The organism is Micromonospora sp. IBHARD004 (assembly GCF_052814115.1).
In genome coordinates this window covers 686678-710553 of sequence record NZ_CP199934.1, presented here as the reverse complement: position 1 = coordinate 710553, position 23876 = coordinate 686678, and the positions used below count along the sequence as shown (strand labels likewise).

At 73.5% G+C, this 23876-nt stretch carries 31 protein-coding genes; 14 read left to right on the top strand and 17 right to left on the bottom strand.

The window, feature by feature from the left end; all coding sequences use genetic code 11:
• Positions 1-16: 16 nt before the first annotated feature.
• The 3 genes from ACTWO6_RS03565 to ACTWO6_RS03555 all read left to right on the top strand — a co-directional run bounded on the left by ACTWO6_RS03565 (position 17) and on the right by ACTWO6_RS03555 (position 1953).
• On the top strand, positions 17-682 hold the full coding sequence (locus ACTWO6_RS03565) for a 5-formyltetrahydrofolate cyclo-ligase (RefSeq protein ID WP_446218200.1): 666 nt from the start codon (positions 17-19) through the stop codon (positions 680-682).
• A gap of 40 nt (positions 683-722) precedes the next feature.
• Positions 723-1079 (top strand): FmdB family zinc ribbon protein, encoded by a 357-nt coding sequence (locus ACTWO6_RS03560; RefSeq protein WP_446218199.1) that lies wholly within the window; start codon positions 723-725, stop codon positions 1077-1079.
• A 442-nt stretch (positions 1080-1521) separates the two neighbouring features.
• Entirely contained in the window at positions 1522-1953 is a 432-nt protein-coding gene (locus ACTWO6_RS03555) for a flagellar biosynthesis protein FlgA (RefSeq protein WP_446218198.1), read from the top strand.
• A 54-nt stretch (positions 1954-2007) separates the two neighbouring features.
• On the opposite strand, the gene ACTWO6_RS03550 is transcribed toward ACTWO6_RS03555, so the two are convergent.
• Positions 2008-2190: a hypothetical protein gene (locus ACTWO6_RS03550; protein ID WP_130331398.1), complete on the bottom strand. Its 183-nt coding sequence runs from the start codon at positions 2188-2190 to the stop codon at positions 2008-2010.
• A 218-nt stretch (positions 2191-2408) separates the two neighbouring features.
• On the opposite strand from ACTWO6_RS03550, the gene ACTWO6_RS03545 reads away from it, so the two are divergent.
• A complete protein-coding gene (locus ACTWO6_RS03545; protein ID WP_446218197.1) occupies positions 2409-2789 on the top strand; it encodes a hypothetical protein in 381 nt (126 codons plus the stop codon).
• Positions 2790-2801: 12 nt separating this feature from the next.
• Here the strand turns inward: ACTWO6_RS03545 and ACTWO6_RS03540 are convergent, their stop codons facing one another.
• Positions 2802-3284, bottom strand: a complete 483-nt coding sequence (locus tag ACTWO6_RS03540; RefSeq protein WP_446218196.1) for a DUF2231 domain-containing protein — start codon at positions 3282-3284, stop codon at positions 2802-2804.
• A 200-nt stretch (positions 3285-3484) separates the two neighbouring features.
• On the opposite strand from ACTWO6_RS03540, the gene ACTWO6_RS03535 reads away from it, so the two are divergent.
• Together ACTWO6_RS03535 and ACTWO6_RS03530 are read left to right on the top strand one after the other, a co-directional pair.
• On the top strand, positions 3485-3913 hold the full coding sequence (locus ACTWO6_RS03535; protein WP_446218195.1) for a Fur family transcriptional regulator: 429 nt from the start codon (positions 3485-3487) through the stop codon (positions 3911-3913).
• Between the two features lie 70 nt (positions 3914-3983).
• Positions 3984-4847 (top strand): oxygenase MpaB family protein, encoded by an 864-nt coding sequence (locus tag ACTWO6_RS03530; RefSeq protein WP_446218194.1) that lies wholly within the window; start codon positions 3984-3986, stop codon positions 4845-4847.
• Positions 4848-4853: 6 nt separating this feature from the next.
• On the opposite strand, the gene ACTWO6_RS03525 is transcribed toward ACTWO6_RS03530, so the two are convergent.
• The 9 genes from ACTWO6_RS03525 to ACTWO6_RS03485 form a co-directional block, all read right to left on the bottom strand.
• Positions 4854-5684, bottom strand: coding sequence for a RecB family exonuclease (locus tag ACTWO6_RS03525; RefSeq protein ID WP_446220549.1), 831 nt, complete (start codon positions 5682-5684; stop codon positions 4854-4856).
• A gap of 146 nt (positions 5685-5830) precedes the next feature.
• The gene (locus ACTWO6_RS03520) at positions 5831-6445 is read right to left on the bottom strand and encodes a MarC family protein (protein WP_446218193.1); all 615 of its coding nucleotides are present in this window, start codon (positions 6443-6445) and stop codon (positions 5831-5833) included.
• Positions 6446-6476: 31 nt separating this feature from the next.
• The gene (locus ACTWO6_RS03515; protein WP_446218192.1) at positions 6477-7343 is read right to left on the bottom strand and encodes a PHP domain-containing protein; all 867 of its coding nucleotides are present in this window, start codon (positions 7341-7343) and stop codon (positions 6477-6479) included.
• 50 nt (positions 7344-7393) lie between these two features.
• Positions 7394-8662 (bottom strand): hypothetical protein, encoded by a 1269-nt coding sequence (locus ACTWO6_RS03510; protein WP_446218191.1) that lies wholly within the window; start codon positions 8660-8662, stop codon positions 7394-7396.
• Positions 8659-9396, bottom strand: coding sequence for a SigE family RNA polymerase sigma factor (locus tag ACTWO6_RS03505; protein ID WP_446218190.1), 738 nt, complete (start codon positions 9394-9396; stop codon positions 8659-8661). Before ACTWO6_RS03505 ends, ACTWO6_RS03510 begins: the two co-directional genes overlap by 4 nt.
• A 104-nt stretch (positions 9397-9500) precedes the next feature.
• Complete coding sequence (locus ACTWO6_RS03500) at positions 9501-10376, bottom strand: PH domain-containing protein (RefSeq protein WP_446218189.1); 876 nt, start codon at positions 10374-10376, stop codon at positions 9501-9503.
• A gap of 6 nt (positions 10377-10382) precedes the next feature.
• On the bottom strand, positions 10383-10541 hold the full coding sequence (locus ACTWO6_RS03495; RefSeq protein WP_200215318.1) for a hypothetical protein: 159 nt from the start codon (positions 10539-10541) through the stop codon (positions 10383-10385).
• A 118-nt stretch (positions 10542-10659) separates the two neighbouring features.
• Positions 10660-11301, bottom strand: coding sequence for a DUF6758 family protein (locus tag ACTWO6_RS03490; protein WP_446220548.1), 642 nt, complete (start codon positions 11299-11301; stop codon positions 10660-10662).
• 187 nt (positions 11302-11488) lie between these two features.
• Entirely contained in the window at positions 11489-12112 is a 624-nt protein-coding gene (locus tag ACTWO6_RS03485; protein WP_446218188.1) for a TrmH family RNA methyltransferase, read from the bottom strand.
• A 144-nt stretch (positions 12113-12256) separates the two neighbouring features.
• On the opposite strand from ACTWO6_RS03485, the gene ACTWO6_RS03480 reads away from it, so the two are divergent.
• Positions 12257-12922, top strand: coding sequence for a hypothetical protein (locus ACTWO6_RS03480; RefSeq protein WP_446218187.1), 666 nt, complete (start codon positions 12257-12259; stop codon positions 12920-12922).
• A gap of 77 nt (positions 12923-12999) precedes the next feature.
• Here ACTWO6_RS03480 and ACTWO6_RS03475 read toward each other — a convergent pair whose 3' ends face one another.
• Positions 13000-13491, bottom strand: coding sequence for a hypothetical protein (locus tag ACTWO6_RS03475; protein WP_446218186.1), 492 nt, complete (start codon positions 13489-13491; stop codon positions 13000-13002).
• Positions 13492-13586: 95 nt separating this feature from the next.
• The gene (locus ACTWO6_RS03470; RefSeq protein ID WP_446218185.1) at positions 13587-14102 is read right to left on the bottom strand and encodes a MaoC family dehydratase; all 516 of its coding nucleotides are present in this window, start codon (positions 14100-14102) and stop codon (positions 13587-13589) included.
• Between the two features lie 545 nt (positions 14103-14647).
• Here ACTWO6_RS03470 and trxA point away from each other — a divergent pair.
• From trxA to ACTWO6_RS03455, 3 genes are all read left to right on the top strand, one after another.
• Positions 14648-15010, top strand: coding sequence for a thioredoxin (gene trxA, locus ACTWO6_RS03465; RefSeq protein ID WP_446218184.1), 363 nt, complete (start codon positions 14648-14650; stop codon positions 15008-15010).
• Positions 15011-15180: 170 nt separating this feature from the next.
• Positions 15181-15621 carry a hypothetical protein gene (locus tag ACTWO6_RS03460; protein ID WP_446218183.1) on the top strand — a complete coding sequence of 147 codons (441 nt, stop codon included), beginning with the start codon at positions 15181-15183 and terminating at the stop codon, positions 15619-15621.
• The gene (locus ACTWO6_RS03455; protein ID WP_446218182.1) at positions 15618-16529 is read left to right on the top strand and encodes an MFS transporter permease; all 912 of its coding nucleotides are present in this window, start codon (positions 15618-15620) and stop codon (positions 16527-16529) included. The genes ACTWO6_RS03460 and ACTWO6_RS03455 overlap by 4 nt, the downstream gene beginning before the upstream one ends.
• Before the next feature lie 45 nt (positions 16530-16574).
• On the opposite strand, the gene ACTWO6_RS03450 is transcribed toward ACTWO6_RS03455, so the two are convergent.
• Positions 16575-16994 (bottom strand): thiol-disulfide oxidoreductase DCC family protein, encoded by a 420-nt coding sequence (locus ACTWO6_RS03450; RefSeq protein WP_446218181.1) that lies wholly within the window; start codon positions 16992-16994, stop codon positions 16575-16577.
• 92 nt (positions 16995-17086) lie between these two features.
• On the opposite strand from ACTWO6_RS03450, the gene ACTWO6_RS03445 reads away from it, so the two are divergent.
• Positions 17087-19153, top strand: coding sequence for an intein-containing Rv2578c family radical SAM protein (locus ACTWO6_RS03445; protein WP_446218180.1), 2067 nt, complete (start codon positions 17087-17089; stop codon positions 19151-19153).
• A 26-nt stretch (positions 19154-19179) separates the two neighbouring features.
• Positions 19180-19587, top strand: coding sequence for a CoA-binding protein (locus tag ACTWO6_RS03440; protein WP_446218179.1), 408 nt, complete (start codon positions 19180-19182; stop codon positions 19585-19587).
• A gap of 20 nt (positions 19588-19607) precedes the next feature.
• On the opposite strand, the gene ACTWO6_RS03435 is transcribed toward ACTWO6_RS03440, so the two are convergent.
• Positions 19608-20222, bottom strand: coding sequence for a TetR/AcrR family transcriptional regulator (locus ACTWO6_RS03435; protein WP_446218178.1), 615 nt, complete (start codon positions 20220-20222; stop codon positions 19608-19610).
• Between the two features lie 95 nt (positions 20223-20317).
• Between ACTWO6_RS03435 and ACTWO6_RS03430 the strand changes: the two genes are divergently transcribed.
• A complete protein-coding gene (locus tag ACTWO6_RS03430) occupies positions 20318-20974 on the top strand; it encodes a PH domain-containing protein (RefSeq protein ID WP_446218177.1) in 657 nt (218 codons plus the stop codon).
• 195 nt (positions 20975-21169) lie between these two features.
• Here the strand turns inward: ACTWO6_RS03430 and ACTWO6_RS03425 are convergent, their stop codons facing one another.
• On the bottom strand, positions 21170-22366 hold the full coding sequence (locus ACTWO6_RS03425; RefSeq protein WP_446218176.1) for an acyl-CoA dehydrogenase family protein: 1197 nt from the start codon (positions 22364-22366) through the stop codon (positions 21170-21172).
• 182 nt (positions 22367-22548) lie between these two features.
• On the opposite strand from ACTWO6_RS03425, the gene ACTWO6_RS03420 reads away from it, so the two are divergent.
• Positions 22549-22965, top strand: a complete 417-nt coding sequence (locus ACTWO6_RS03420) for a DUF4190 domain-containing protein (protein WP_446218175.1) — start codon at positions 22549-22551, stop codon at positions 22963-22965.
• A 7-nt stretch (positions 22966-22972) separates the two neighbouring features.
• Here the strand turns inward: ACTWO6_RS03420 and ACTWO6_RS03415 are convergent, their stop codons facing one another.
• Positions 22973-23863, bottom strand: a complete 891-nt coding sequence (locus tag ACTWO6_RS03415) for an SDR family NAD(P)-dependent oxidoreductase (RefSeq protein ID WP_446218174.1) — start codon at positions 23861-23863, stop codon at positions 22973-22975.
• Positions 23864-23876: the final 13 nt, after the last annotated feature.

The following is a 23876-nucleotide window of genomic DNA, read 5'->3' as shown; positions in this document are numbered from 1 at the left end:
GCGTCAGGAGTGTTGCGTGCCGGAATTTTCTGATGGAGCGGATGTGACGCATGAGGCGAAGCGGGACATGCGAATCGCACTTCTCGCCCACCGCCGGTCGTTGACCACCGCCCAGCGCGCGGAAGCCGCGGCGCGCGTCCAGGCCGAGCTGGTCTCCCTGGTACGCCGGCTGCGCCCGACCCGGATGACCGCGTACGTCCCGGTCGGCTCGGAACCCGGCGGCCCGGACCTGCCGGCGGTGCTGCGGGCGGCGCTGGAGCCGGCGGCCGAGCTGCTCCTGCCGGTGCTCCGCGACGACCTGGACCTGGACTGGGCGGCGTACACGGACCCGGAGTCGCTGGTGGCGGCCGGACGTGGGCTGCGGGAGCCGGCGGGCCCCCCGCTGGGGCGGTCGGCGGTGGCCGACGCCGGGCTGGTGGTCGTCCCGGCCCTCGCGGTGGACCACCGGGGGCTGCGGCTGGGCCGCGGCGGCGGCTCGTACGACCGGGCCCTGGCCCGGGTGCCCGTGACGACCGTCACGGTGGCGCTGCTGCACGACGGGGAGCTGGTGGCGAGCGTCCCCGCCCAGCCGCATGACCGCCCGGTCCGCGCCGCGATAACGCCCGCCGACGGGCTGCGTACCCTTGCGGAGGCACCCGGTGTGGGACCGCCCGCTTCCACTGGACGAACCCGGGCCCGGTGACGCACCATTGGCACTCGAATACATCGAGTGCCAACCGGCCGTGCCAGATCCGGAGGAGAACGTGCCCACGTACCAGTACGCCTGCACCGCGTGCGGCCAACAGCTCGAGGCGGTGCAGTCCTTCTCTGACGAGCCGCTGAACGAGTGCCCGGCGTGTGCGGGGCGGCTGCGGAAGGTCTTCAACTCGGTCGGCATCGTCTTCAAGGGCTCGGGCTTCTACCGCACCGACTCGCGCTCCTCGGGCGCGGAGACCACGGCGAGCACCCCGAGCAAGCCGGCCAAGTCGGAGTCCTCCTCCGGCGGCGACTCCGGCTCGTCGAGCGGCTCGTCGACCGGCTCGACCAGCGGCGGGGCCGCCAAGACCCCGGCCGCCAGCACCTCCAGCTCCTCGTCCTGACCCCGGCCCGCCGCTGCCAAGTCGGCTCGCGTCCGCCGGCGCGCGTTCGGCGATGATCCACTCAAGGTCGGCGACATGGGGGCATTCAGGTCCGGTGGACACCCCCATGTCGGCGAGCCGGTGTCGATCATCGCCCGGACCCGCCCGATCGGCTCCCGCCGCCACCGGCCGCTGAGCCCGCCGGCCCGGCCGGCCCACGGATCCGTTCGGGCGTAGCACACGCCCTGCCGACGCGGGGGTTGTCCACAGGCGGGCCGGTTGTCCACAGGCGGCCGGCTCCGGCCCTGTCTCCCGGGTCTCCCGCTCCTAACCTGCTGACCGGCGCTGTCCGGACGGCGGCGCCTAGCGGCCGAGGCGGGGAGGCGCTGGCGTGACGGCGAGCGAGGGATCACTGCGTCCGGTGCGCTGGCGCGGGCTGCCGAGGGGCGGGACCCTGCTCCGGGTGACGCTCGTCGCGATGCTGCTCGGCCTGGCCGCCGCCGTCCTGCGGATACCGTCCGGCTGCCCACCCGGGGCGGCCCCGGCCGCGCTCGGCCCGACCCCGTCGGACAGCCCGGCCGCCACCCCACCCGGGTCCCCCGGCGGCGCGCTGCCGCTACCCGACGGCGCGGTGGGCGTCCCGGTCCGGCTCGCCGAGCCGGCCGCCCTCGCGGTGCTCCGCCCGGGCGCCCGGGTGGACCTGCTCGTCGTACCGGCCGGCGGGGCGGCCGGGGCGGCCGTTCTCGTCGCCGCCCGGGCGCTCGTTCTCGACGTGGTGGGTGCGGACGCGGTCGACGGTTCGTCGGCGCTCTACCTGGCGCTCAGGCCCGAGCAGGCCCAGCGCGCCGTCGGCCTGCCCGAGGGGAGCCGGTTCGCCGTGGTCGTCCGGGGCTGAACCGGTCGTCGGGCCAGGGACGGGCCGGTCGCGCCAGGCCTCGGGACGGGTTGATCAGTCCCAGTGCGGCGGGCGCTCGGCGAGCAGCCAGTCGTCGTTGCCGCCGGCCCGCTCGCCCCAGCCACGGTCGGTATCGTCCGCCGTCTGCTCGGGCAACACCACGAAGTCGTCGCTGAGGTCGACCGTACGGTCGTCGTCGCCGCGCGTGCCCTGCACGCCGGGGTCCTCGGTGCTCACGAGCGGTAAGGATACCGCCGTCCGGGGACGACGTCGCGCGTCACGCAGCGGTGACGGGCGATCCGCCCGGACGACCCTGTCTTCCCCGGCCCCGCCGAACCCGTCCGGGCCGACCGCACCGACCCGCGCCGGTTGATCGACTCCACCTCCCCGATGTGGCGGCATCGCCTGACGCGTCGGGCGGCCGTCCGGCCGAGCCGTTGGTAGCGTCGGACGGCGTGACGACGCCGAGCGGAGCCAACCCCGGGGACGAGTTCTGGCGGCGACCGCCGGACCAGCCGCCGACCGACGAGACCAGCGAGCCGACCGCGGGTGCGGGTGCCGGTGGGCCCACGGCCGGCCCGGGCGCCGGCGTGGCGGCCGCGGGCGCCACCCCGGGTGGGTACGCCGGTCCCCCGCCGACCGTGCCGCCGCCGCCCGGCTGGCGACCGCCGGTGCACGTGCAGGTGCCGCCGCCGCGACAGCTCCCTTCGCAGGACATGGCCGGCATGGACGGCGCCGAGCAGCAGGCCGAACGGCTCACCTACGGCGTCGGCGCGGTGGCCGCCGTGGTGCTGGTCCTTCTGGTCTGCCTGCTCTGCTCCCGGGTGATCTTCTGAGCCGAGCCGGCGTCAGACGATGTCGCTCCAGACCATCCTGGCTCCGCTGTCCCCGGTGAGATAGACGTACACCAGGGCGAAGACCGCGAGGACGACGACCCCCCCGGTGAGCACCCAGACCAGCCAGGAGGGCAGCACCCGCACCCGTTCGAGCCCGCTGGTCACGAGCAGCAGCACGAGGGCCGCCACGGCCAGGCCGATGGTGAGCCAGAGCAGGGTCTCGCCGTACTCGGAATGTTCCTGGATCTTCTGCAGGCTCTCCGGCGGGTAGCCCCGGCTCCGGAGCACCTCCTCCAGCGCCTCGCCGGACTCGGTGGCCACGAAGGTGACGATCGGGGTCAGCACGGCGAGGACGGCCACCGCCCAACCGAAGCGGGACCGCCAGCTGGGCAGCACCCCGTACCCGACGGAGAGCAGCGCCAGCAGCGGCACCAGCACCACGACGGCGTGGATGACCAGGACGTGACCCGGCAGACCATTGACTTCCCTGAACACCGACACCTCCGGCGAGTGGACGGGTACCGCGGGTGATCAGCGTACGACGCTTGTGACGGCCGCCGCTGTTCGTCACTCCGGTACACGCGGGGCCCGGGGCCGCGGTTCACCGGGAGTCGGGGCCACCTGGACGCTGTGGCCCGGGCCACCCCTGTCCCGGCTCGCTTGTCGCCCCGGTGAGCCCGTGCTGTCATTACGTCATGTCCACTGGTGAGGAGCTGCTCCGGTCGAGGGGCCTGCGGGTGACCCGACCGCGCCTCGCCGTGCTGGACGTGCTCGCCGGAGGGGGCCACCTGGAGGTCGACGAGATCACCCGCCGGGTCCGCGAACGGCTGGACTCGGTCTCCACCCAGGCGGTCTACGACGTGCTCGGCGCGCTGTCCCGGGCCGGGCTGTCCCGGCGGATCGAGCCGGCCGGCAGTCCCGCCCGTTACGAGGCCCGGGTCGGGGACAACCACCACCATGTGGTGTGTCGGGGCTGCGGGGAGATCGCCGACGTCGACTGCGCGACCGGCAGCGCCCCCTGCCTCGACCCGAACACCGCCCACGGCTTCGAGGTGGACGAGGCGGAAGTGACCTTCTGGGGTCTCTGCCCCACCTGCCAGGCCCGCCGCTCCGCCGACGACTGAGGTCGTCCGCGCCGGGCCGCGCACGAACCGGGCCGGGCCGGGCGATGCCGCCGCGTGGCACTCTTGGGCGGTGGACTCCGATGACCTCGGCCTCTTCGGACCGGGATCGGTCACGTGGAAGGTGCACGAGGAGCCGATCCTGATCGTCGCCGGCCTGCGTTCGCTCTACCTGCAGGCGCTGCACCCCCGGGCCATGGCGGGGGTGGCTGCGAACAGCCGCTACCAGACCGACGCGTGGGGTCGCCTGGTCCGCACCGCCACCTACGTGGCGACCACGGTCTACGGCACCACCGCCGCGGCGGAGGCGGCCGGCCGCCGGCTGCGTACGCTGCACGCCCGGCTGCGGGCCCGCGACCCGTTCACCGGCGAGGAGTTCCGGATCGACGACCCGGAGCTGCTGCGCTGGGTGCACGTCACCGAGGTCGAGTCCTTCGTCAGCACGGCCCGCCGCGCCGGGCTGGCCCTGACCGACGACGAGGTCGACGGCTACTACACCGAGCAGCGGCGGGCGGCGGCCCTGGTCGGGCTGGACCCGGCGGACGTGCCCGGCACCGCTGCCGAGGTGGACGACTACTACCGGCGGATCCGGGGCGAGCTGCGGATGACGAGGGAGGCGGCCAAGACCGCCCTCTTCCTGACCGCCCCGCCGATTCCGTGGAAGCTCAGCCTGCCGGTCAAGCTCGGCCTGCACCTCGGTCCGCCCCGGTGGGCGTACCTCGGGATCGCCGGCACCGCGCTGGGGCTGCTCCCGGCCTGGGCCCGCCGGATGTACGGCGGCCTGGGGCTGCCGACCACCGCGCTCTCGGCGGACCTGAGCGTCCGCGCGCTCCGGCTCGCCCTCGCCGCGCTGCCCCGCCGCTACCGGGAGGGGCCGTTGCAGCAGGCCGCCAAGGAGCGGGCGGCCCGGCTGACCGCCACCACCGAGGCCGCCTGAGCCGGGTCAGTCCTGGTCGGCGGAGCGCTCCACGGCCGCCCACGGGTCCTTGCCCGGCGTCTGCGCGCCGGTCGGGCAGGTGCGGCGGAAGTCGCACCAGCCGCAGCGCGGCCCCGGGGTGGTGGGGAAGGCCTCGTCCGGGTCGGCGCCCTCGGCGACCGCCCGCTCGGCGGCCATGATGTCCCGGGCCGTCTCCTCGGCCCGGCCGAGCTGGCGGGCCAGCGACTCGGGGGTGTGGTCGTGCGCGGCGACCGTGCCGGTGGGCAGGTGGTGCAGTTCGACCCGGCGGCAGGGCCGGCGGAACACCCGCTCGGCCGCGTACGCGTAGAGGGCGAGGGCCTGCGAGCCGCGGGCGTCGTCGGCGTCCAGGCCGGTCCGGCCGGTCTTGTAGTCGACGATGACCAGTTCCGGGCCGTCCGCGCCGGGCCGGGAGTCGATCCGGTCGGCGCGGCCGTTGAAGGCCAGCACCCCGGTCTTCACCGCCACCACCCGCTCCACGCCGACCGGCTCGTCGCCGGGGTCCAGGCCGGCGACGTACGACTCCAGCCAGGCCAGCGCCCGGCGGTAGGCGTCCCGCTCCTGCTCGTCGTCGCGGTAGCCCTCGCGCACCCAGGTGCCCCGGAGCAGGGTGGCCAGGGCCTCCGGCCGGCGGCGCTCCGGGGCGAGCGCGTACCAGTTCTTCAGGGCGGTGTGCACGCTGGCGCCGAGCGAGTTGTGCGCCCACGGCGGACCCTTCGGCGGCGCCGGACGGTCGACGTAGGAGTAGCGGTAGCGGCGCGGGCAGTCGGCGTACGCGCCGAGCTTGCTGGGGGTGCAGACGAAGAGCCGCTCCGGCATGCCCTCGAAGCCGAGCTGCTCGGCCTGCTCGGCGCGGGGCCGGGGGGCCCGGCCGCCGGTGCCCGGTCGTCCGGTCGGGGAGGGTCGTCGCACGCCTGAGATCCTGCCACCCCGGTACGACACCGGGCCGCGGCGGGCCGGCGCGGTCAGCGCATGGTGAGGTACTGGGTCACGAAGGCGGCGATGGCGTCGGCGATGAGCTGCACCGCGATGGCGGCCAGCAGCAGGCCGGCGATCCGGGTCAGCACCTCGATCCCGCCCGGCCGGAGGATCTTGACGATCACGCCGGAGAAGCGCAGCACGACCCAGACGGCCACCATGACCGCGACGATCGCGGCGGCGATCGCGGTGTAGTCGGCCAGGCCGCCGGCCCGCTGGACGAAGAGCATGGTGGCGACGATGGCGCCCGGCCCGGCCAGCAGCGGGGTGCCCAGCGGCACCAGGGCGATGTTGGACGTCACCTGCTGGCTGGGGTCGTCCGCCTTGCCGGTCAGCAGCTCCAGGGCGACCAGGATCAGCAGCAGCCCTCCGGCGGCCTGCAACGCCGGCAGTTCGACGTGCAGGTAGGCGAGCAGCGTCTGCCCGGCCACCGCGAAGATCACGATCACCCCGAGCGCCAGCGCGACCGCCTGCCAGGCCGCCCGGTTCCGGTCCCGGGCCGGCAGCGGCCCGGTCAGCGCGAGGAAGATCGGCATCATGCCCGGCGGATCGGTGATCACCAGCAGGGTCACGAAGACCTCTCCGAAGAGCTTGAGATCCACCCGGACACGGTAGCGGCAGCGTCCAGAGGGTTCAGCCCGAAGCGACCGGGGTCACCCCGCTCGCCGCGGCGACGATCCGCTCGTACGCCTCGGGGTCGGTGGTGTGCGCGCCGAGCCGGACCGTCTTGTGCGTGCCGTGGAAGTCCGACGACCCGGTGACCAGCAGGCCGAGCTCGGCGGCGAGCCCGCGGACGTGGGCCCGCTCGGCCGGCGAGTGGTCCTCATGGTCGGCCTCCAGTCCGGCCAGCCCAGCCGCCGCCAGCTCCACGATCAGCTCGTCCGACACGATCCGCCCCCGGCGGGTGGCCCGAGGGTGGGCGAAGACCGGTACCCCGCCGGCCGCCCGGACCAGCGCCACCGCCCGGAAGACGTCGATGTCCTCCTTGGGCAGTCGGTACCGCTCCCCCAGCCAGTCCGGCCCGAACGCCTCGGTGGTGGTCGCCACCAGCCCGGCCCGGATCAGCGCCTGGGCGATGTGCGGCCGGCCGACCGTCCCGCCGGCCGCACCGGCCAGGATCTCGGGCCAGCTCACGTCGATGCCGTCGGCCTGCAGCAGCCGTACGATCCGTTCACCGCGTTCCTCCCGGGCCAGCCGCACCCGGGCCAGCTCGGCGACGAGCTCCGGCTCGGCCGGGTCGAAGAGGTACGCCAGCAGGTGCAGCGGGATCGCCGGCTCGACGCCGAACCAGCGGCAGGAGAGTTCCGCGCCGCGGATCAGGGTGAGCCCGGGCGGCAGCGCGCCTACCGCGGCCTCCCAGCCGGCGGTGGTGTCGTGATCGGTGACGGCCACGACGTCGAGCCCGGCGTCGGCGGCGGCCCGGACCAGCTCGGCGGGGCTGAGCGTGCCGTCGCTGGCGGTGGAATGGGTGTGCAGGTCGATCCGGGGCGCCGCGGTCATCCGCTGACGCTACCGGTCCCGGCCGGGGCGCCGCCGGTCCGCCCGGAGGGTCAGGAGACGGTGTCGCCGACCAGGACCGGCCGGTCGCCGGACGGAACGCCGTCGACCGGCGCCGCGCCGGGCCGCTCACCGGCGAGCACCCGCTCGACCCGCACCCGGACGAGCCCGCCGGCGCCGTCGACGTGCAGCGCGGTCCCGGTCGGCGTCCAGGCCACGACGTCGGTCACCGCCGGCCCGGCGGCCCGGGCCGACACCGTCGAGCCGAGCGTGCCCAGGTCGACCAGGAGCGCACCCTTGCCGGCCCCGTTCACCAGCAGCCACCGCCCGTCGGCGGAGACCCCGCCCCGGCCGTCGGTGCCCAGCTCCGGACCGCAGCCGGTGCGTATTGGGGCGAGGCCGCGGGCCGGGTCGAGCAGGGCGAGGCAGGGCCGCCGGGGCGTACCGGCGGAGACCTGGCCGACCACCCGGCCGTCGGGCAGCACGCCGTAGACGTTCAGCACCCTCCGCTCGGCGGTGGACGGCAGTGCGCCGGCCAACCGGGGCCAGACGGCGAAGCCGCCCTGCCCGGGCTGGCGGACCAGGACCGCGTCACCGGCGAAGCCGACCGGCACCGCGCCGTCCGGGGCTGGCGTGCGGGTGGTCGCGAGGAGCTGGCCACCGACCAGGCCGGCGGCGAACACGTCCCGGCCGTCGCGCCAGGCAACCTGCCGTCCGTCGGGGGCCAGCGCGACCGCGTCCGCGCCGGCCAGCAGCACCTGCGGCGCGCTGCCGTTGGGCGGCACCCACCAGAGGGTACGACCGGCGGCGGTGGCCACCGACGTGACCAGCCAGCCGCCGTGGTCGGCGACCCGCTGCGCCCGCTCGACCGGGCCCACCCCGGTCAGCTCCCGCCGCTCGCCGCCGTTGCCCTCCAGCCAGGAGCCGATGATGAGATCCAGCTCGGCCCGGACCGGCCCCTCCGGCGGCGGCGTGCGCGGCGACGCGGTCGGCAGCGGCGACGCCGGCACGTTGCGGGGGTCGCCGAGCACCACGGCCGGGATGCCCTGGTGGCCGGGCCGGTCACCGAGCTGGGCCATGCCCGTGGTGACCAGCACCGTGACCGCCCCCGCCAGAGCGAGACCGGTCAGGGCACGCCGCCGTACCGTTCGGTTGGCCCGGCGGATGGCGAGGGCGGCCGGGTCGACGGCGAGCGGCCCCGGCGCGGCGACCCGGCGGGCGAAGGTCTCCCGCAGCGCCCGCTCCAGCTCGTCCTGCGTCACGGCGAATGGACGCTCCGGACCCTCGGTCTGGTTGTCGCAGGGGTTCGGCGTCCGGCTCATCGGGTCTCCGCCGGGACGGTGGCGGGCCGGACGGCGGCCGCGCGGCCGGAGAGGGCGGCCGGCCGGACGGCGGGCGCGGCCGGAGCGGTCGCGGGGGTCCGGGTCGCGGCGGGGGTCCGGGCAGCGGCGGGGGTCCGGGCCGCGGCGGGGGTCCGGGCCGCCGCGGGTCGGGGGCGTTCCGGGGTACGCGGTGCCGGCCGGGCGGGCGGCGTCGCGTCCTCGGCCGGCAGACCGAGGGCGGCCTGGGAGCCGAGCCGGCGACGCAGGGTGGAGAGCGCCCGCGAGGTCTGGCTCTTGACGGTGCCCGGCGAGATCTCCAGCAACGCGGCGGTCTGCGCCTCGGACATGTCCTCGTAGAAGCGGAGCACCAGCACGGCCCGTTGCCGGGCGGGCAGTGCGCTCAGGTGCCGCCAGAGCGCGTCGCGGTCGAGCTGCTGCTCGATCTCGTCGACCCCGGCCCGCTCGGGCAGCACGTCGGTGGGGCGTTCACCGTGCCAGCGCCGCCGCCACCAGCTGGTGGAGGTGTTGACCAGGACCCGGCGGGCGTACGGCTCGATGGCGTCGATTCCGCCGAGCCGCTTCCAGGCGAGGTAGGTCTTGGTCAGGGCGGTCTGGAGCAGGTCCTCGGCGGTCGCCCAGTCCCCGGCGAGCAGGTAGGCGGTGCGCAGCAGGGCGCCGGAGCGGGCCGCGACGAACTCGCGGAACTCCTCCTCCAGCGGATCCCTGCTCGCCACCGCTCACCTCCGCGCCCCGTCCTTCATGGCAGGCTGCCACGACCGGGGTGGTCGGGTCGACGGCAAATGGGTGCGCTGTTCATCCGATGTTCGGACGAAAAGTTTCACGCCCCGTCGTCGGCCTTGGCCTCGTCCGCCTCCTTGCCCAACCGCGCCTCGACCGCCTGCGGCTCGTACATCTCCTCGACCACACGCAGGTAGAGCTCGTTCGGGTTGGGCAGGTTCTTGATCTCGCGGAGAGCCTGCTCCTGGCCGGCGGACTCCAGCACGAAGGTGCCGTAGTTGAGCGCCCGGCCGCTCGGCGTCTGCTCGTACTTCATGTCGGTGACCCGGACCAGCGGCATCATCGCGACCCGCCGGGTGATGATCCCGTTGACCACCATCACCCGCTTGTTGGTGAGGATGAAGCGGTCGTACCACCAGTCGGCGACCCGCCAGGCGACCCAGCCCATCACCGCGAACCAGAGCAGCACCGCGACCGTGGTCAGCGCGCCCACGTCCCGCCCGGCGAGGAAGCCGGAGAGGTAGCCGAGCACGAAGGTCGCCACGATGCCGACGATGATCGGGGTGGAGAGGTGGATCCAGTGCCGCTTCCACTCGCCCCGGTACCGCTCGGTGGGGAAGAGGTAGCGGGCGACCAGCGAGCTGGGCTCGTCCTCGAGCGGCAGCACCCGGCGGGGGGCCATGCCGGCGGCGTCGGCGCGCAGCCCGGCCAGCTCGTCCTCGGAGATCTGCGGCGGCTGGTAGCCGGCCTCCGGATCCCGGATCCAGGCCCGGCCGGAGCGGCCCTCACCGGCGTAGCCCGGCCCGTCGCCGAAGCCGGCGTCGTCCGAAAGGGAGGGACCGTCGCCGAGGCTCGGGCCGGCGCCGTAGCCGGGACCGTCGTCGGGCCCGATCCGGGGGATCGGCTCAGTGTCGCGCTCCCGGCGCTCCCGGTCGGGATCGTCGGGATCGAAGGGTGGACCGGAGGGGCTTCCCATCGGCGGCTAGGCGACGAGGCTGGTGAAGAAGTCGCCGAAGCCCTGAGCGATGTCCATGATGCCGCCGCCGAGCGACTTGGCGACGTCCGCGGCGGAGTTCGGGCGGTAGGCGATGAAGAAGATCAAGAATGCGACCAGGGCCCAGGTGAGGACCTTCTTGACCATGGTGGGCCATCCTCTCGCGCGGCGCCGGGTCCGTTTACCGCAGTGGCACCCAGAGTATCAGCATGATGTCGTACAGTGAATATCTGCGTTCGCACTCCGACTCGCCCGGACCGGCCGGTCAGGCCGCTCCGTGCAGGTACGGAGATGGTGCGCCGTACACGAGTTCAGGCGGAGTCCACTCGGCGAGGTCGTGCAGCACGACTTCTTCCGCGAGGAGGTGACCCGCACTCGCCGGCCAGGCTATCGCATGCAGCCACATACCCCGAGCCTCGCCGGCGTACGCGCTTCGATCTGTCGGGGAATTCACCAGCCACAGTGGAGTGGGATGGCCGCCCACCCGGATCTTGGCGTGCGGCACGCGTTCGGCGTGACCAGGGCCGGGGTCGGTCAAGGCCGCCGCCAGCTCGGGACCCGGGTCCGGCCCGGGCATGCCGGCGAACCGGGTGCCCAGGCCGACGCCCGGCTCCTCCGCCACGAAGAGCAGGTCGGCCGGTCCACCGTCCAGGGGGGCCGGACCGGCGCAGGCCACCGCCGTGGCCCGTACGCCGCTCCGCTCGTCCCCGGCCCACGCCACCCCGGTCAGCGTCCAGCCGGTCGGGAGCGGCCAGGGGCACCAGAGCGGTACGCCCGGCCGGTCGGGCGGGTCGGCGGCCGCCACCAGCTGCTCGACCACGCTCGCCACGATCTCGGCGCCGATGTGCTCGGGCACGTGCAGCGGGGACACCGGTCCGCACCGCAGGCAGCGTGACTCACCGTGCATCAGGTCCGGCTCCCGCACCGGCCCCGCACATCTCGGACAACTCACCGCGACACTCACACCCCCACCGTCACCCCGCACGGCCGGCCCGTCAAGCGGAGCGGACGGTTGGCGAGGGGATTCAGCCCGACGGTGGGGCCGGCGGGCCGGCCGGGGGATTCAGCCCGACGGGCGGCCGGAGACCCGCTGGTCAGTCCGGCGGCGGGCCGGCGTACGAGCGGATCCAGGCGTGCATGGCGATGCCGCTGGCCACCCCGGCGTTGATCGAGCGGGTCGAGCCGTACTGGGCGATGGAGAAGAGCTGGTCGCAGGCGGACCGGGCGGCGTCGGAGAGGCCGGGGCCCTCCTGGCCGAAGAGGAGGACGCAGCGACGTGGCAGGGTGGTGCTCTCCAGCGGCTTCGAGCCCGGCAGGTTGTCGATGCCGACGATCGGCAGCCGCTCGGCCGCCGCCCAGTCGACGAACTCCTCGATCGTCGGGTGGTGCCGGACATGTTGGTAGCGGTCGGTCACCATGGCGCCCCGCCGGTTCCACCGCCGCCGGCCGACGATGTGCACCTCGGCGGCGAGGAAGGCGTTGGCGTTGCGGACCACCGTGCCGATGTTGAAGTCGTGCTGCCAGTTCTCGATGGCCACGTGGAAGTCGTGCCGACGCCGGCCCAGGTCGGCCACCACGGCCTCCCGCCGCCAGTACCGGTAGCGGTCGACGACGTTGCGTCGGTCGCCCTCGGCGAGCAGCTCGGGGTCGTACCGCGGGTCGTCCGGCAGGTCGCCGGGCCACGGCCCCACACCCACGTCGAGCTGGTCACCGGTCACGGTTTCCAGAGGGTACGGCCCCCGCCGGCCGCCCCCGCGCCGAGGGTTCCGCCCCTGGCCGGCCGGTGTCGGGTCTCCGTCACCGCGCGGGGCCCAGGCCCGGCCCTCCGCCACCTAGGCTTCGGCCACGGACGGGGGTGCGGGATGAACGCACGGGTACGGATCACGACGACGGCTCTGCTCGCTGGCCTGGCGACGGCGGGCTGCGGCCCGGTCACCGACGCGGCCGGGCCGGGCGGCACGGCGAGCACGGCCGCCGCCGACCGGGCGACGAGCGCCATCACCGCGGCTGGCCCGACCCCCGGACCGTGGCCGAATCCGAGCGCCCGGCCGATGGACCGGGTGCTGCGCACGGGCATGCGGATCGGCGACGACGAGCTGATGCTCAGCCCGTCCACCAGCCACATCATCGACACCGCCTGGTTCGACACCCGCACCGGCCGCTACCACCCCCTGCCCGAGGACGAGAACTTCCGCTCGGCCTACGGAGACGACCGTTCACTACCCTTCTTCGAGGTACGCGAGCGGCCCGCCCCGGACGGCCGGCTGATCACCTTCGGGTTCGCCTCGGCCCGGGTGGCGCGGGCGACCATCGTCCAACCGGGCTATCCGACGGCCACGCTCACCGTGGCGCCCTGGGGCGGGGACCCCGGCACAACCCTGTTCTGGGCGGCCCGCCCCGGTCGGTCGATGGTGGCGGACGCGCCCGCCGGGCAGCGTGCCGTCTGCGTCCTCTACGACCAGGCGGGCAAGGTGCTCGGCCGGCTGGTGCTCGCCGAGCCGCAGTTCACTCAGCGGGAGGACGGCTGACCCGCCCGGCGGTCGGTGCGGCCGCGCCCAGCCGGTGCCGATCGGGTCCCGGCGGCCCGGGCGTGGTCGGCCAGGGCTCAGCGCAGCCCCAGCGCGCCGCCGAGCCGGTCGAGGAACCGCCGGTCGGCCGGGCTCGACTCGCCAGCGGCGGCCCGGCAGACCCGCGCCGCGACCGACTCCACCCACTGCCGGTACGCCGCCGAGTCCGCCGGATCGGCGCGGCGTTCCAGCACGCGTACCGCCGCCCGGCAGGCGGCCAGCAGGTCGACCACGTCGGTGAGCCGCTCGGCCGCGGCGGAGGTTCCGTCGTGGCGGGCGTAGATCGCGGCCACCACGGCCCGGACCAGGTCGCTGTCGAAGGCCCGCCCGGCGGCCACGGCGTCCAGACCGGCGAGCCCGGCGGCGACCCCCCGGGGCGGACGCCCGGGGCCCGGCGAGGCGGCGGCGACGAGGACCCGGCCCGGCAGGCCGGTCAACAGGTCCCACTCCACTGCGGAGTAGACGGCGGTGGTCAGCGGTGCGGCACGGCGTCCGGCAGAGGGCGGCTCTCCGGCGACGGAGTGGCTCATGGGGACCTCCGGCGTCAGCATATGCCCCGGGCCGCGGAAAGGGCCCCTTCCCCACCGGAACGCGGTGGGCAAGGGGCCCCTGGGTCGTACGGAGGTCAGCGCGGCTCGGGGAAGCTCGGCCGCTCCGGGTCGACGCCCTCGGGCACGGCGGCGGCCGCGTGCTCCTTCTTGGGGACCATGACCTTGCGGCGGAAGACGCAGACCAGCGTGCCGTCCTGGTTGTAGCCGCGGGTCTCCACCGCGACCACGCCCCGGTCCGGCTTCGAGGAGGACTCGCGCTTGTCCAGCACGGTCGTCTCGCCGTAGATGGTGTCCCCGTGGAAGGTGGGGGCCACGTGCCGCAGCGACTCGATCTCCAGGTTGGCGATCGCCTTGCCGCTGACGTCCGGCACGGACATGCCGAGGAGCAGCGAGTAGATGTAGTTGCCGACCACCACGTTGCGCTTGAACTGGCTCGCCGTCTCGGCGTAGTGGGCGTCCATGTGCAGCGGGTGGTGGTTCATGGTGAGCAGGCAGAAGAGGTGGTCGTCGTACTCGGTGACCGTCTTGCCCGGCCAGTGCCGGTAGACCGCGCCGACCTCGAACTCCTCGTAGTAGCGGCCGAACTGCATCCTTGTCCCCTTCGACGGGCGGCGATGGAGTTCGGCACAGCATGCCTTACCGCTTGTTAAGGCGACGACCGGGGCGCTGGTGGCGAGGAAATGTCACATCGACCACAACCGGGGGGAGACGCAATGAGCGGCGGGGCCCTCCCCGGCACCCGCCGCCCACGCTCTGATGCGACAGATTCTGCCGTACGCCGATACCCGCCGGACAGAGACGGGCGTCACATTTATCCTTTTGTAACACTACTCAGAGTCATCTGGGTCGCCTGCGGGAGCGATCTCCGGAGGCCTAATCGCTCCATGTCAAGGCTCAAGTTACCGCTTCGTAGCGTTGAGTCGGATGGATCTCCCTGGGAGCGCTCCCATCACGGCTCGTCACGCAAGTGTCTGGTGCACTTGCGCTCCGCAGATCGGGAGACACGGATATCGTTCGATACCCCTGCCGGTCACCGTTCCGTCACCCGGCGTTTCGGCACGCCAACGCCGGGAATTCGACGACACCCACCCTGGTTCCAGTGGACGTAGGTAATCCGCGCTGATCGGAGAGTGCAATGGCAACGGTTGAGCTGACCACGGCCAACTTCGACGAGGTGACCGAGAGCGACGGCATCGTCCTGCTCGACTTCTGGGCCGACTGGTGCGGCCCGTGCAAGCGGTTCGCCCCCGTCTACGAGCGCTCGTCGGAGAAGCACTCCGACATCGTCTTCGGCAAGGTCGACACCGAGGCGCAGCAGGAGTTGGGCGCCAAGTTCAACATCCGCTCGATCCCGACGGTGATGGCGATCAAGGACGGCGTGATCGTCTACAACCAGCCGGGCGCCCTGCCGGAGTCCGCGCTGGAGAACCTGATCGAGCAGGTCGAGCAGCTCGACATGGACGAGGTCCGCAAGCAGATGGCCGAGCACAAGCACTGATCCACCACCGCGCCGGCGCCGGCCGGGTCCCCGCCAGGGGGCCCGGCCGGCGCCGTTTCCGCAGGTTCCCTGCCACCCTCCGGACGCCCTCGGCCGCCGACATGGTCAGCGAGGAGTGGACGACGGAAGGACGCCTTCCGGGTGCCCCGATCCCGTATCGTCCCGAACCGATGGAGACCTTGACCACCCGCGGGCGCGCGGTCCGGCTGGGCGTGACCGCGCTCGGGCTGGCACTGCTCCTGGTCGGCACCGTCCGGGGCACCGACGACGACTTCCCGTTCGGGCCGTTCCGGATGTACTCCACCTCGGACCCGCCGGACGCCCCCGCCCCGGACACCCGGGTGGAGGGCGTCGACCGCACCGGCGCGGTGGTCGAGCTGGGCCAGGGCGCCACCGGCATCCGCCGCGCCGAGATCGAGGGCCAGCAGGGCCGCTACGCCGCCGACCCCGCGCTGCTGCGCCAGGTCGCCGACGCGTACGCCGAACGACACCCCGCCGCGCCCGCGCTGGTCGAGGTACGGATCGTGATCCGCTGGTACGGCATCCGGGACGGCCGCCCGACCGGCCGGTGGACCGACGAGACCGCCGTGCGCTGGCAGGCCGACCGGTGAGCGGCTGGCTGACCGAGGCGGTCCCCCGCGGCCGGGTGGCCGCCTTCCGCACCCTGGTCTACCTCTTCGTCGCCGCGGACCTGGTCGTCTTCACCCCCTGGGTACGCACCCGGGTCGACGTGCCCGGCGAGCTGTACCACCCGCTGCTGATCGGCCGGCTGCTCCCGCTGCCCACCCCCACCCCCGCGCTGGTCGGCGCGATCTTCTGGGCGCTGCTGGTGCTGGCCCTGCTCGCCGCGACCGGACGGGCGCCCCGGCTGCTCGGCTGGACGGTCTTCGCGCTCTACTTCGAGTGGATGATCGTCGCGATGAGCTACGGCAAGGTCGACCACGACCGGGTCGGGCTGCTCGTCGCGCTGGCCGCGCTCCCCACCGCCGGCCGGGCCCGGCACGGCGACCCCACCCGCACCGAGGCCGGCGGCTGGGCGCTGCGGGTCACCCAGATCGCGGTGATCTGCACGTACTTCCTGGCGGCCTGGGCCAAGTTCCGTTTCGGCGGGCTGGACTGGGCGACCGGGTCGGTGCTGGCGCGCGCGATCATCCGACGCGGCACCGACCTGGCGGACCTGATCGCCCAGGTCCCGCACCTGCTGATCGTCGCCCAGTTCGGCATCCTCGCCTTCGAGCTGCTCAGCCCGGTGGTCTTCGTGCTGCCCGCACGGTGGCGGCTGGCGACCGTGGGCTTCTTCTACTCGTTCCACCTGGTCACCGTCGCGACGATCACCATCTCGTTCGCCCCGCACCTGGTGGCGATGACCAGCTTCCTGCCGCTGGAGAAGGTCCGCCCGGCGGTGTGGGCGCGTCAGCTCCTCGCCCGCCGAGGCCGGCCCGCCGACCCGGACGACGACGCCTCACCGTCGACCGCCCTGACCGGCCCGGAGCCGGCGGTCGGCCCGGCCACGCCGTAGCGTGCACCGCCCGCGGCGCCGTCCGGAGGTCGACGGCCAGTTCGGTCAGGAGCCGGCGGTGGGCCGGCCGGTCGGGCCGTAGAGGCGTTCCCGGGCCTCCTGCGGCAGGGAGCACGCCGCGGTGCCGCCGGGCAGCCGGTGCCGGTTGCGGGCCACCCAGCGGTACGCCGGCCAGGCGGCGGCCCGCACCGGCGGGAAGCGCAGGCCGGCCCCGGCGGCCCGCCAGAGCGGCGCGCTGTCGCCCAGCAGCCTGGCGATGGCGTCGGGGCCCGACGCGCGGGAGCCGTCGGCGCCGACCCACTGCACCGCCTCCTCGCACTCGGCCTCCGTCAGGCCGAGCGCGGCGAGGTCCGCGAACTGCCAGGGCAGCACGCGGACGCCGGTCGGGATGCGGCGCTCGATGAACTCGGCGCAGCGGCTGCAGAAGGCGCAGTCGCCGTCGTAGACGAAGGTCGACGTCTCCATGCCCCCCATCCTCCACCCGCCCGGCGCGCATCGGGCACCGGTGTCCGGCGAGTCACTTGCACATCGTTCGTACGCGTGTTCGAATGAGGTTCATGCGCTGGGAGAACCTCTCCGCTCCCCCGGACGAGGGGATTCCCGACGGGGCAGCGCCAGCGGCTCCACCCCTGCCGCTGGCGCTCCCCGGCGCGATCGCCCGCACGTTCGACACCCCGGGCTTCGCCGGGATGACCTTCTACGAGGTGCGGGCCAAGTCGATCATCAACCGGGTGCCCGGGGAGTCCCGCGTCCCGTTCGAGTGGACGATCAACCCGTACCGGGGCTGCTCGCATGCGTGCCGTTACTGTATGTCTGGTGATACCCCGATCCTGATGGCGGACGGCCGCACGAAGCCGATCAGCGAACTGGCGCCGGGCGACCGGATCTACGGGACCGAGCGCCGGGGTGCCTACCGTCGATACGTCGTCACCACCGTCCTCGACAAGTGGTCCACGGTGAAACCGGCCTACCGGGTGACCCTTGAGGACGGCACCACCCTGGTCGCCAGCGGCGACCACCGCTTCCTCTCCGAGCGGGGCTGGAAGTACGTGACCGGCACCATGGCCGGCGCCGGACAGCGCCCCTACCTGACGACCAGCAACCGGCTGATCGGCACCGGCCGCTTCGCCGCTGGCCCCAAGGACTCGGCCGACTACCGGCAGGGCTATCTCTGCGGCATGGTCCGGGGCGACGCTCACCTCGGCAGCTATTCATATCCGTCCGGGAAGGTGCACCGGTTCCGGTTGGCCCTGGCCGACGACGAGGCGCTGCGCCGTACGGAGCGTTTCCTCTCCGATGCGGGGGTCGAAACGCGGCGCTTCTCCTTCAGTGCGGTCAGCGCCACTAGACGGGCGATCACCGCCATCCGCACCTCGAAGCAACGCGACGTCGAGGCGATCACCGAGCTGATCCGCTGGCCGGAGGAGCCGACCGACGACTGGCGACTGGGCTTCCTCGCCGGCATCTTCGACGCCCAGGGCAGTTGCAGCACGGGCATCTTCCGGATCAGCAACGGCGACGACGACATCCTCGACTACACCGCGGACGCCCTTAGCCACTTCGGGTTCACCTCGGTGCTCGAGGATCCGGACCGACCGAACCGGGTGCGCCAGATCCGGCTGACCGGTGGTCTGCCGGAAAGGCTGCGCTTCTTCCATCTGACCGATCCGGCGATCACCCGCAAACGGTCGATCGAGGGCGCGGCGCTCAAGTGCCAAGCAGCCCTGCGGGTGGTGAGCATCGAGTCGCTCGGGCTTGAGCTCCCGCTGTGGGACATCACCACGGGCACCGGCGACTTCATCGCCAACGGGGTGGTCAGCCACAACTGCTTCGCCCGCAACACCCACACCTTCCTCGACCTGGATGCCGGGGCGGACTTCGACCGGAAGGTGATCGTCAAGGTCAACGCGGGTGAGCTGGTCCGCCGCGAGCTGGCGGCCCCGCGCTGGCGCGGCGCGCACATCGCGATGGGCACCAACGTGGATTGCTACCAGCGGGCCGAGGGGCGCTACCGGCTGATGCCGCCGGTCATCGAGGCGCTGCGCGACTTCGCCAACCCGTTCTCGATCCTCACCAAGGGCACGCTGATCCTGCGGGACCTGCCGCTGCTGCGCCAGGCCGCCGAGGTGACCCGGGTCGGCCTCTCCTTCTCCGTGGGCTTCGTCGACGAGGAGCTGTGGCGCAAGGTGGAGCCGGGCACCCCGAGCCCGCAGCGTCGGCTGGATGCCGTCCGCCAGCTCACCGACGCCGGGTTCGAGGTGGGGGTGCTGATGGCGCCGATCCTGCCCGGGCTCAGCGACGACGACGTGTCGGTCGAGGCGACGGTGGCGGCGGTCGCCGCCGCCGGGGCGACCAGCGTGACGCCGCTCGCCCTGCACCTGCGCCCCGGCGCCCGCGAGTGGTACGCGCACTGGCTGGCCCGGGAGTTCCCGCACCTGGTCCCCCGCTACCGTCAGCTCTACCAGGCGGGCGCCTACGCGCCGCAGGCGTACCAGCGGGAACTGACCGCGCGGGTGCGGATCGCGGCGCGCCGGCACGGGCTGCACCGGGCCGAGGTCGGCGACACCCGGCGGCTGCCCGAGCCCGCTCCGGCGACACCGTCCGAACAGCTCACCCTGCTCTGAGGGCGGCCCGGCGCTACAGTCGCGGGGTGCGTACCGCTCAGCAGATCCTCGCCGACTCCGCCGTGATCGCCGTCGTGGGCGCGTCCCGCGACCCCGGCAAGGCCGCGCACAGCGTGCCGTTGCAGATGCAGCGGTACGGCTGGCGGATCATCCCGGTGAACCCGACGGTGGACGAGCTCTTCGGCGAGAAAGCGTACCCGTCGCTGGCCGACATCCCGCACCCGGTCGACCTGGTCGACGTGTTCCGCCCCGCCCGGGACGCGGTCGACGTGGTGCGGCAGGCGGTGGCGATCGGCGCCCCAGCAGTGTGGTTGCAGCTCGGCATCGTGTCGGCCGAGGCGCGGCGGATCGCCGAGGAGGCCGGCATCGACTACGTCGAGGACCGGTGCCTCATCGTGGAACGGGCTGCCGGCGGGCTGACCCGGCTCGACTGAGCGGACCGGGCCCGCGCCGCTCATTCCCCCGGCTCGTCTGGCCCGAAGACCAGGTCCAGCTGGGCGTCGAAGGCGGTGAGCGCCGTCTCCGGCGGATAGTGGCCGCCGAGCAGGTAGACCCCCAGCCCTTCCATGATCGCCAGCAGCCCGACCGCGGCGCGGTCCGGGTCGACGCGGCGGTCGGCCGTCCCGGCCGCCTGTGCGACGCGGATCTGCCCGGCGACGAAGGCCAGCAGCCCGGCGGTCTCCTCATGCAGCGCGGCGGCGACGGTAGGGCGGACCGCCGTGTAGGCCAGGAACGCCAGCGCCACCCGCCCGTCCGCCCGGCGCGACTCGTCGAGCGGCAGCAGCTCGGCCAGCATGGTCCGCAGCAGCGTACGCGGGGAGGGGTCATCGCCGAGCGCGGCGACCGCCCCGGTCACCCGCGCCTCGGAGCGTTCGTGGACCACCGACAGCGCGAAGGTCATCATCTCGTCCTTGGTGCGGAAGTAGTGCTGCACCATCCCGGAGGAGACGCCCGCCTCGGTCGCCACGTGCCGCAGGCTGACCGCTTCCAGCCCGTGTTCGGCGGCGACCCGCATCAGCGCGTCGGCGATCAGCTTGCGGCGCTCCCGGTGGTCGACCCGTTTCGGCATGCCCCCATGTTTTCACAATACGACTGCATTGACACGCCGCCGCCCGTTGGTTACGTTGCAACTGCAACGTAAAAGACCTGGAGGGCGAGGTGGCCGTGCCGAAGCAGAGTCGTCCCGTCGCGCTGCTGCGGCGCGCGGTCGTCTACGAGGTGAACATGTGGCGCAGCCTCGGCCGCTGGCTGCTGCGCCGGCCCCTCGTGCTCGCGCCGGGGGCCGAGGCGTTCAGCTACGTCGGGGTGGTGAAGCCGATCCTCGGTGTCTTCATCGGGCTCTCCGCGATCGAGATCCCGATCTTCGACCTGATCATGCGGCACACCGTGCCGTGGCCGTCGGTGCGGCACACCGCTCTCGCGCTCGGCGTCTGGGGTCTGCTCTGGATGATCGGCCTCTTCGCCAGCCTGCGGATCCACCCGCACGTCGCCGACACCGGCGGGCTGCGCGTCCGCAACAGCTTCTCGGTGGACTTCCTGGTGCCCTGGACGGCCGTCGCCCGGGTCGACGCCCGCTACCGATCGCTGCCGTCCAGCCGGACCATCCAGGTCGAGCACGACGACACGGCGACGATCCTGAACGTCGGCACCGGCAGCCAGACCAGCGTCGACGTCGCGCTGCACGAGCCGCTCTCCGTCCCGCTGCCCAAGGGACCGAGCGAACCGGTCACCGAGATCCGGCTCTACGCCGACGACCCGGCGGCACTGGTCGCCCGGGCCCGCCAACACCTGGCGCTCTCATTCCGCGGCTCGGACAGCTAGGCACGGCATCGACCACGCCGATGCCGTGCCTCACGGGAACGGCGGCGCGTGATCGACACCGGCGTACCGTACGGGTCCGACGCCCGACCCCGCTGTCCCGCCGGCCGACCAGGTCCGGGGCCTGTCAGCGGGCGGCCGACGGAGACGACGACGGCCGGTCACCGCGCCGGAGCCGGCGGGTGACCGGCGCACCCGTCAGAGCTTGTACTCCTTGAGCAGGCCGCGGGAGATGATCGTCTTCTGGATCTCTGAGGTGCCCTCGCCGATGAGCAGGAAGGGGGCCTCCCGCATCAGCCGCTCGATCTCGTACTCCTTGGAGTAGCCGTAGCCGCCGTGGATGCGGAAGGCCTCCTGGACGACCTCGGCGCAGTACTCGGAGGCGAGCAGCTTGGCCATGCCGGCCTCGACGTCGTTGCGCTGGCCGGCGTCCTTGAGCCGGGCCGCGTTGACCATCAGCGAGTGGGCGGCCTCGATCTTGGTACCCATCTCGGCGAGCTTGAACGCGATGGCCTGGTGCTTGGCGAGCGGCTGGCCGAAGGTGCGGCGCTGCTGGGCGTACGCGACGGCCAGCTCGAAGGCGCGGATGGAGATGCCGCAGGCGCGGGCGGCGACGTTGACCCGGCCGACCTCGATGCCGTCCATCATCTGGTAGAAGCCGCGGCCCACCTTGTCGGCCCCGCCGAGGACCGCCGACTCGGGGACGGTGACCCCGTCGAGCACCATCTCGGTGGTCTCGACGCCCTTGTAGCCCATCTTGTCGATCTTGCCGGGGATGGTCAGCCCGGGGGCGGTCTCGCCGAAGCCCGGCTCCTTCTCCAGCAGGAAGGTGCTCATGTTGCCGTAGACGGAGTCGGCGCCGGTGTCGGTCTTGACCAGGGTGGCCACCACCGACGAGTACGCCCCGTTGGTCAGCCACATCTTCTGGCCGTTGAGCACGAAGCGGTCGCCGTCCCGGACGGCCTTCGACTTGATCGCCGAGACGTCGGAGCCGCACTCCGGCTCGGACATCGAGAAGGCGCCGCGCACCTCGCCGGTGGCCATCTTCGGCAGCAGCCGGGCCTTCTGCTCGGCCGAGCCGTGCTGGGAGATCAGGTACGCCACGATGAAGTGGGTGTTGACGATGCCGGAGATCGACATCCAGCCGCGGGACAGCTCCTCGACCACCAGGGCGTAGGTCAGCAGGGACTCGCCGAGCCCGCCGAACTCCTCGTCGATGGTGAGGCCGAACAGCCCCATCTCGCGCATCCCGTCCAGGATGTCGGTCGGGTACTCGTCGGCGTGCTCCAGCCGCTGGGCGTGCGGAATGATCTCCTTGTCCGCGAACTCCCGGACGGTTTCCAGGATCGACCGCTGCACATCGGTCAGGCCGGGCGTCTGGGCGAGTCGGGCCATGTCAGCCTCCGGGGGATCGGCGCATTACTCGTGGGTAACTGAACGCTCGGTCAGTATCGGTCCCGCGACCGGCGAGGCCAAGGTGACCAGTCCACACAACCGCTGTGAAAAGGTTCACCGCTGCGGGTAGCGTCCGCAAGAGAGAAGGCGGTTGAGCTGGGACGAAAGGGGGGCGAGCGAGGGTGAGCCATCCACCACCCGGGGAGCCGGAGCAGCCCCCGTCGCCGTACGAGCCGCCGTCCTACGGCCAGCCGCCACACCACGACCCGTACGGGCAGCAGCCGCAGTGGGGGCAACAGCCCCCGTACGCACCGCAGCCGCCGTACGGCCAGTACGGACCGCCCGGCGGGGGCGGCGGTGGCACCAACGTCATGGCGGTCCTGTCGCTGGTCTTCGCCTTCGTCTTCGCCCCGGCCGGCATCGTCCTCGGCCACCTGGCCAAGCGGCAGATCCGGCAGACCGGCGAGGAGGGCGACCAGCTCGCCACCTGGGGCCTGATCCTCAGCTACGTCTTCACCGCCATCGGGCTGCTCGCCTGCTGCGGCTGGATCGCCATCACCATCTGGGCGAACTCCGACAGCGGCGGCTCCTACAGCTGAGCCGGCCTCAGCGGAACTCCGCCTCGCGGACGCTGTTGCCGCCGTCGACGACGAGCATCTGACCGGTGATGTACGACGCGGCCGGCGAGCAGAGGAAGGCGATGGCCGCGGCCACCTCGTCCGGGGTGCCCGGGCGGCCGACCGGCGTGCCCAGCCCCTGCTTGATCTCGGCCATGGTGGACGCCGCCGTGTAGATGGTGCCGGGGGCGACCGCGTTGACGGTCACCCCGTCGGCGATCATCTCCATCGCCAGGGCCCGGGTCAGCCCGACCACGCCCGCCTTCGCCGCCGCGTACGCGGCCTCGGTGGGGAGCGCGTTGACCGCGCCGGCGGTCGCCGCCAGGTTGACGATCCGACCCCAGCCGCGCTCGGCCATCCCGCTGATGAACGCCCGGCTGCACAGGAACGCGGTGGTCAGGTTCCGGTCGATCTCGCCGCGCCACTCGTCGTAGCTGAGCTGGGCCACCGGCCGCAGCACCTCGGGGCTGGCCCGGCTGGCCAGGCCGGCGTTGTTGACCAGCACCTCGACGTCGCCGAGCTGCTCGGCCACCGCGTCGGCGAGCGCGCCCACCTCCGACTCGTCGGTCAGGTCGGCGACGAAGCCGGTCACGCCCAGCTCGCCGGCCCGCTCGTGGATCCGCCGGGTGGTGGAGACGATCGCGACCCGGGCCCCCAGGTCGGCCAGCCGGCGGGCAGTGGCGTAGCCGATGCCGTCCGGGCTGCCCGCCCCGGTGACCAGGGCGACCCGGCCGTCGAGGCGCATGGTGACCGGTTCGGCGAGCGGCGCCGGCTGGTCCTGGTCGGCGGAGCCCGCCGGGGTGCTGCCTCGGCTGCGCCGGGCCAGGCCCGGACGGCTCACGTCCCGTCTCGGTCGGCCGCCACGCGCGTCAAGTGCCATGCCGCGATCCTGC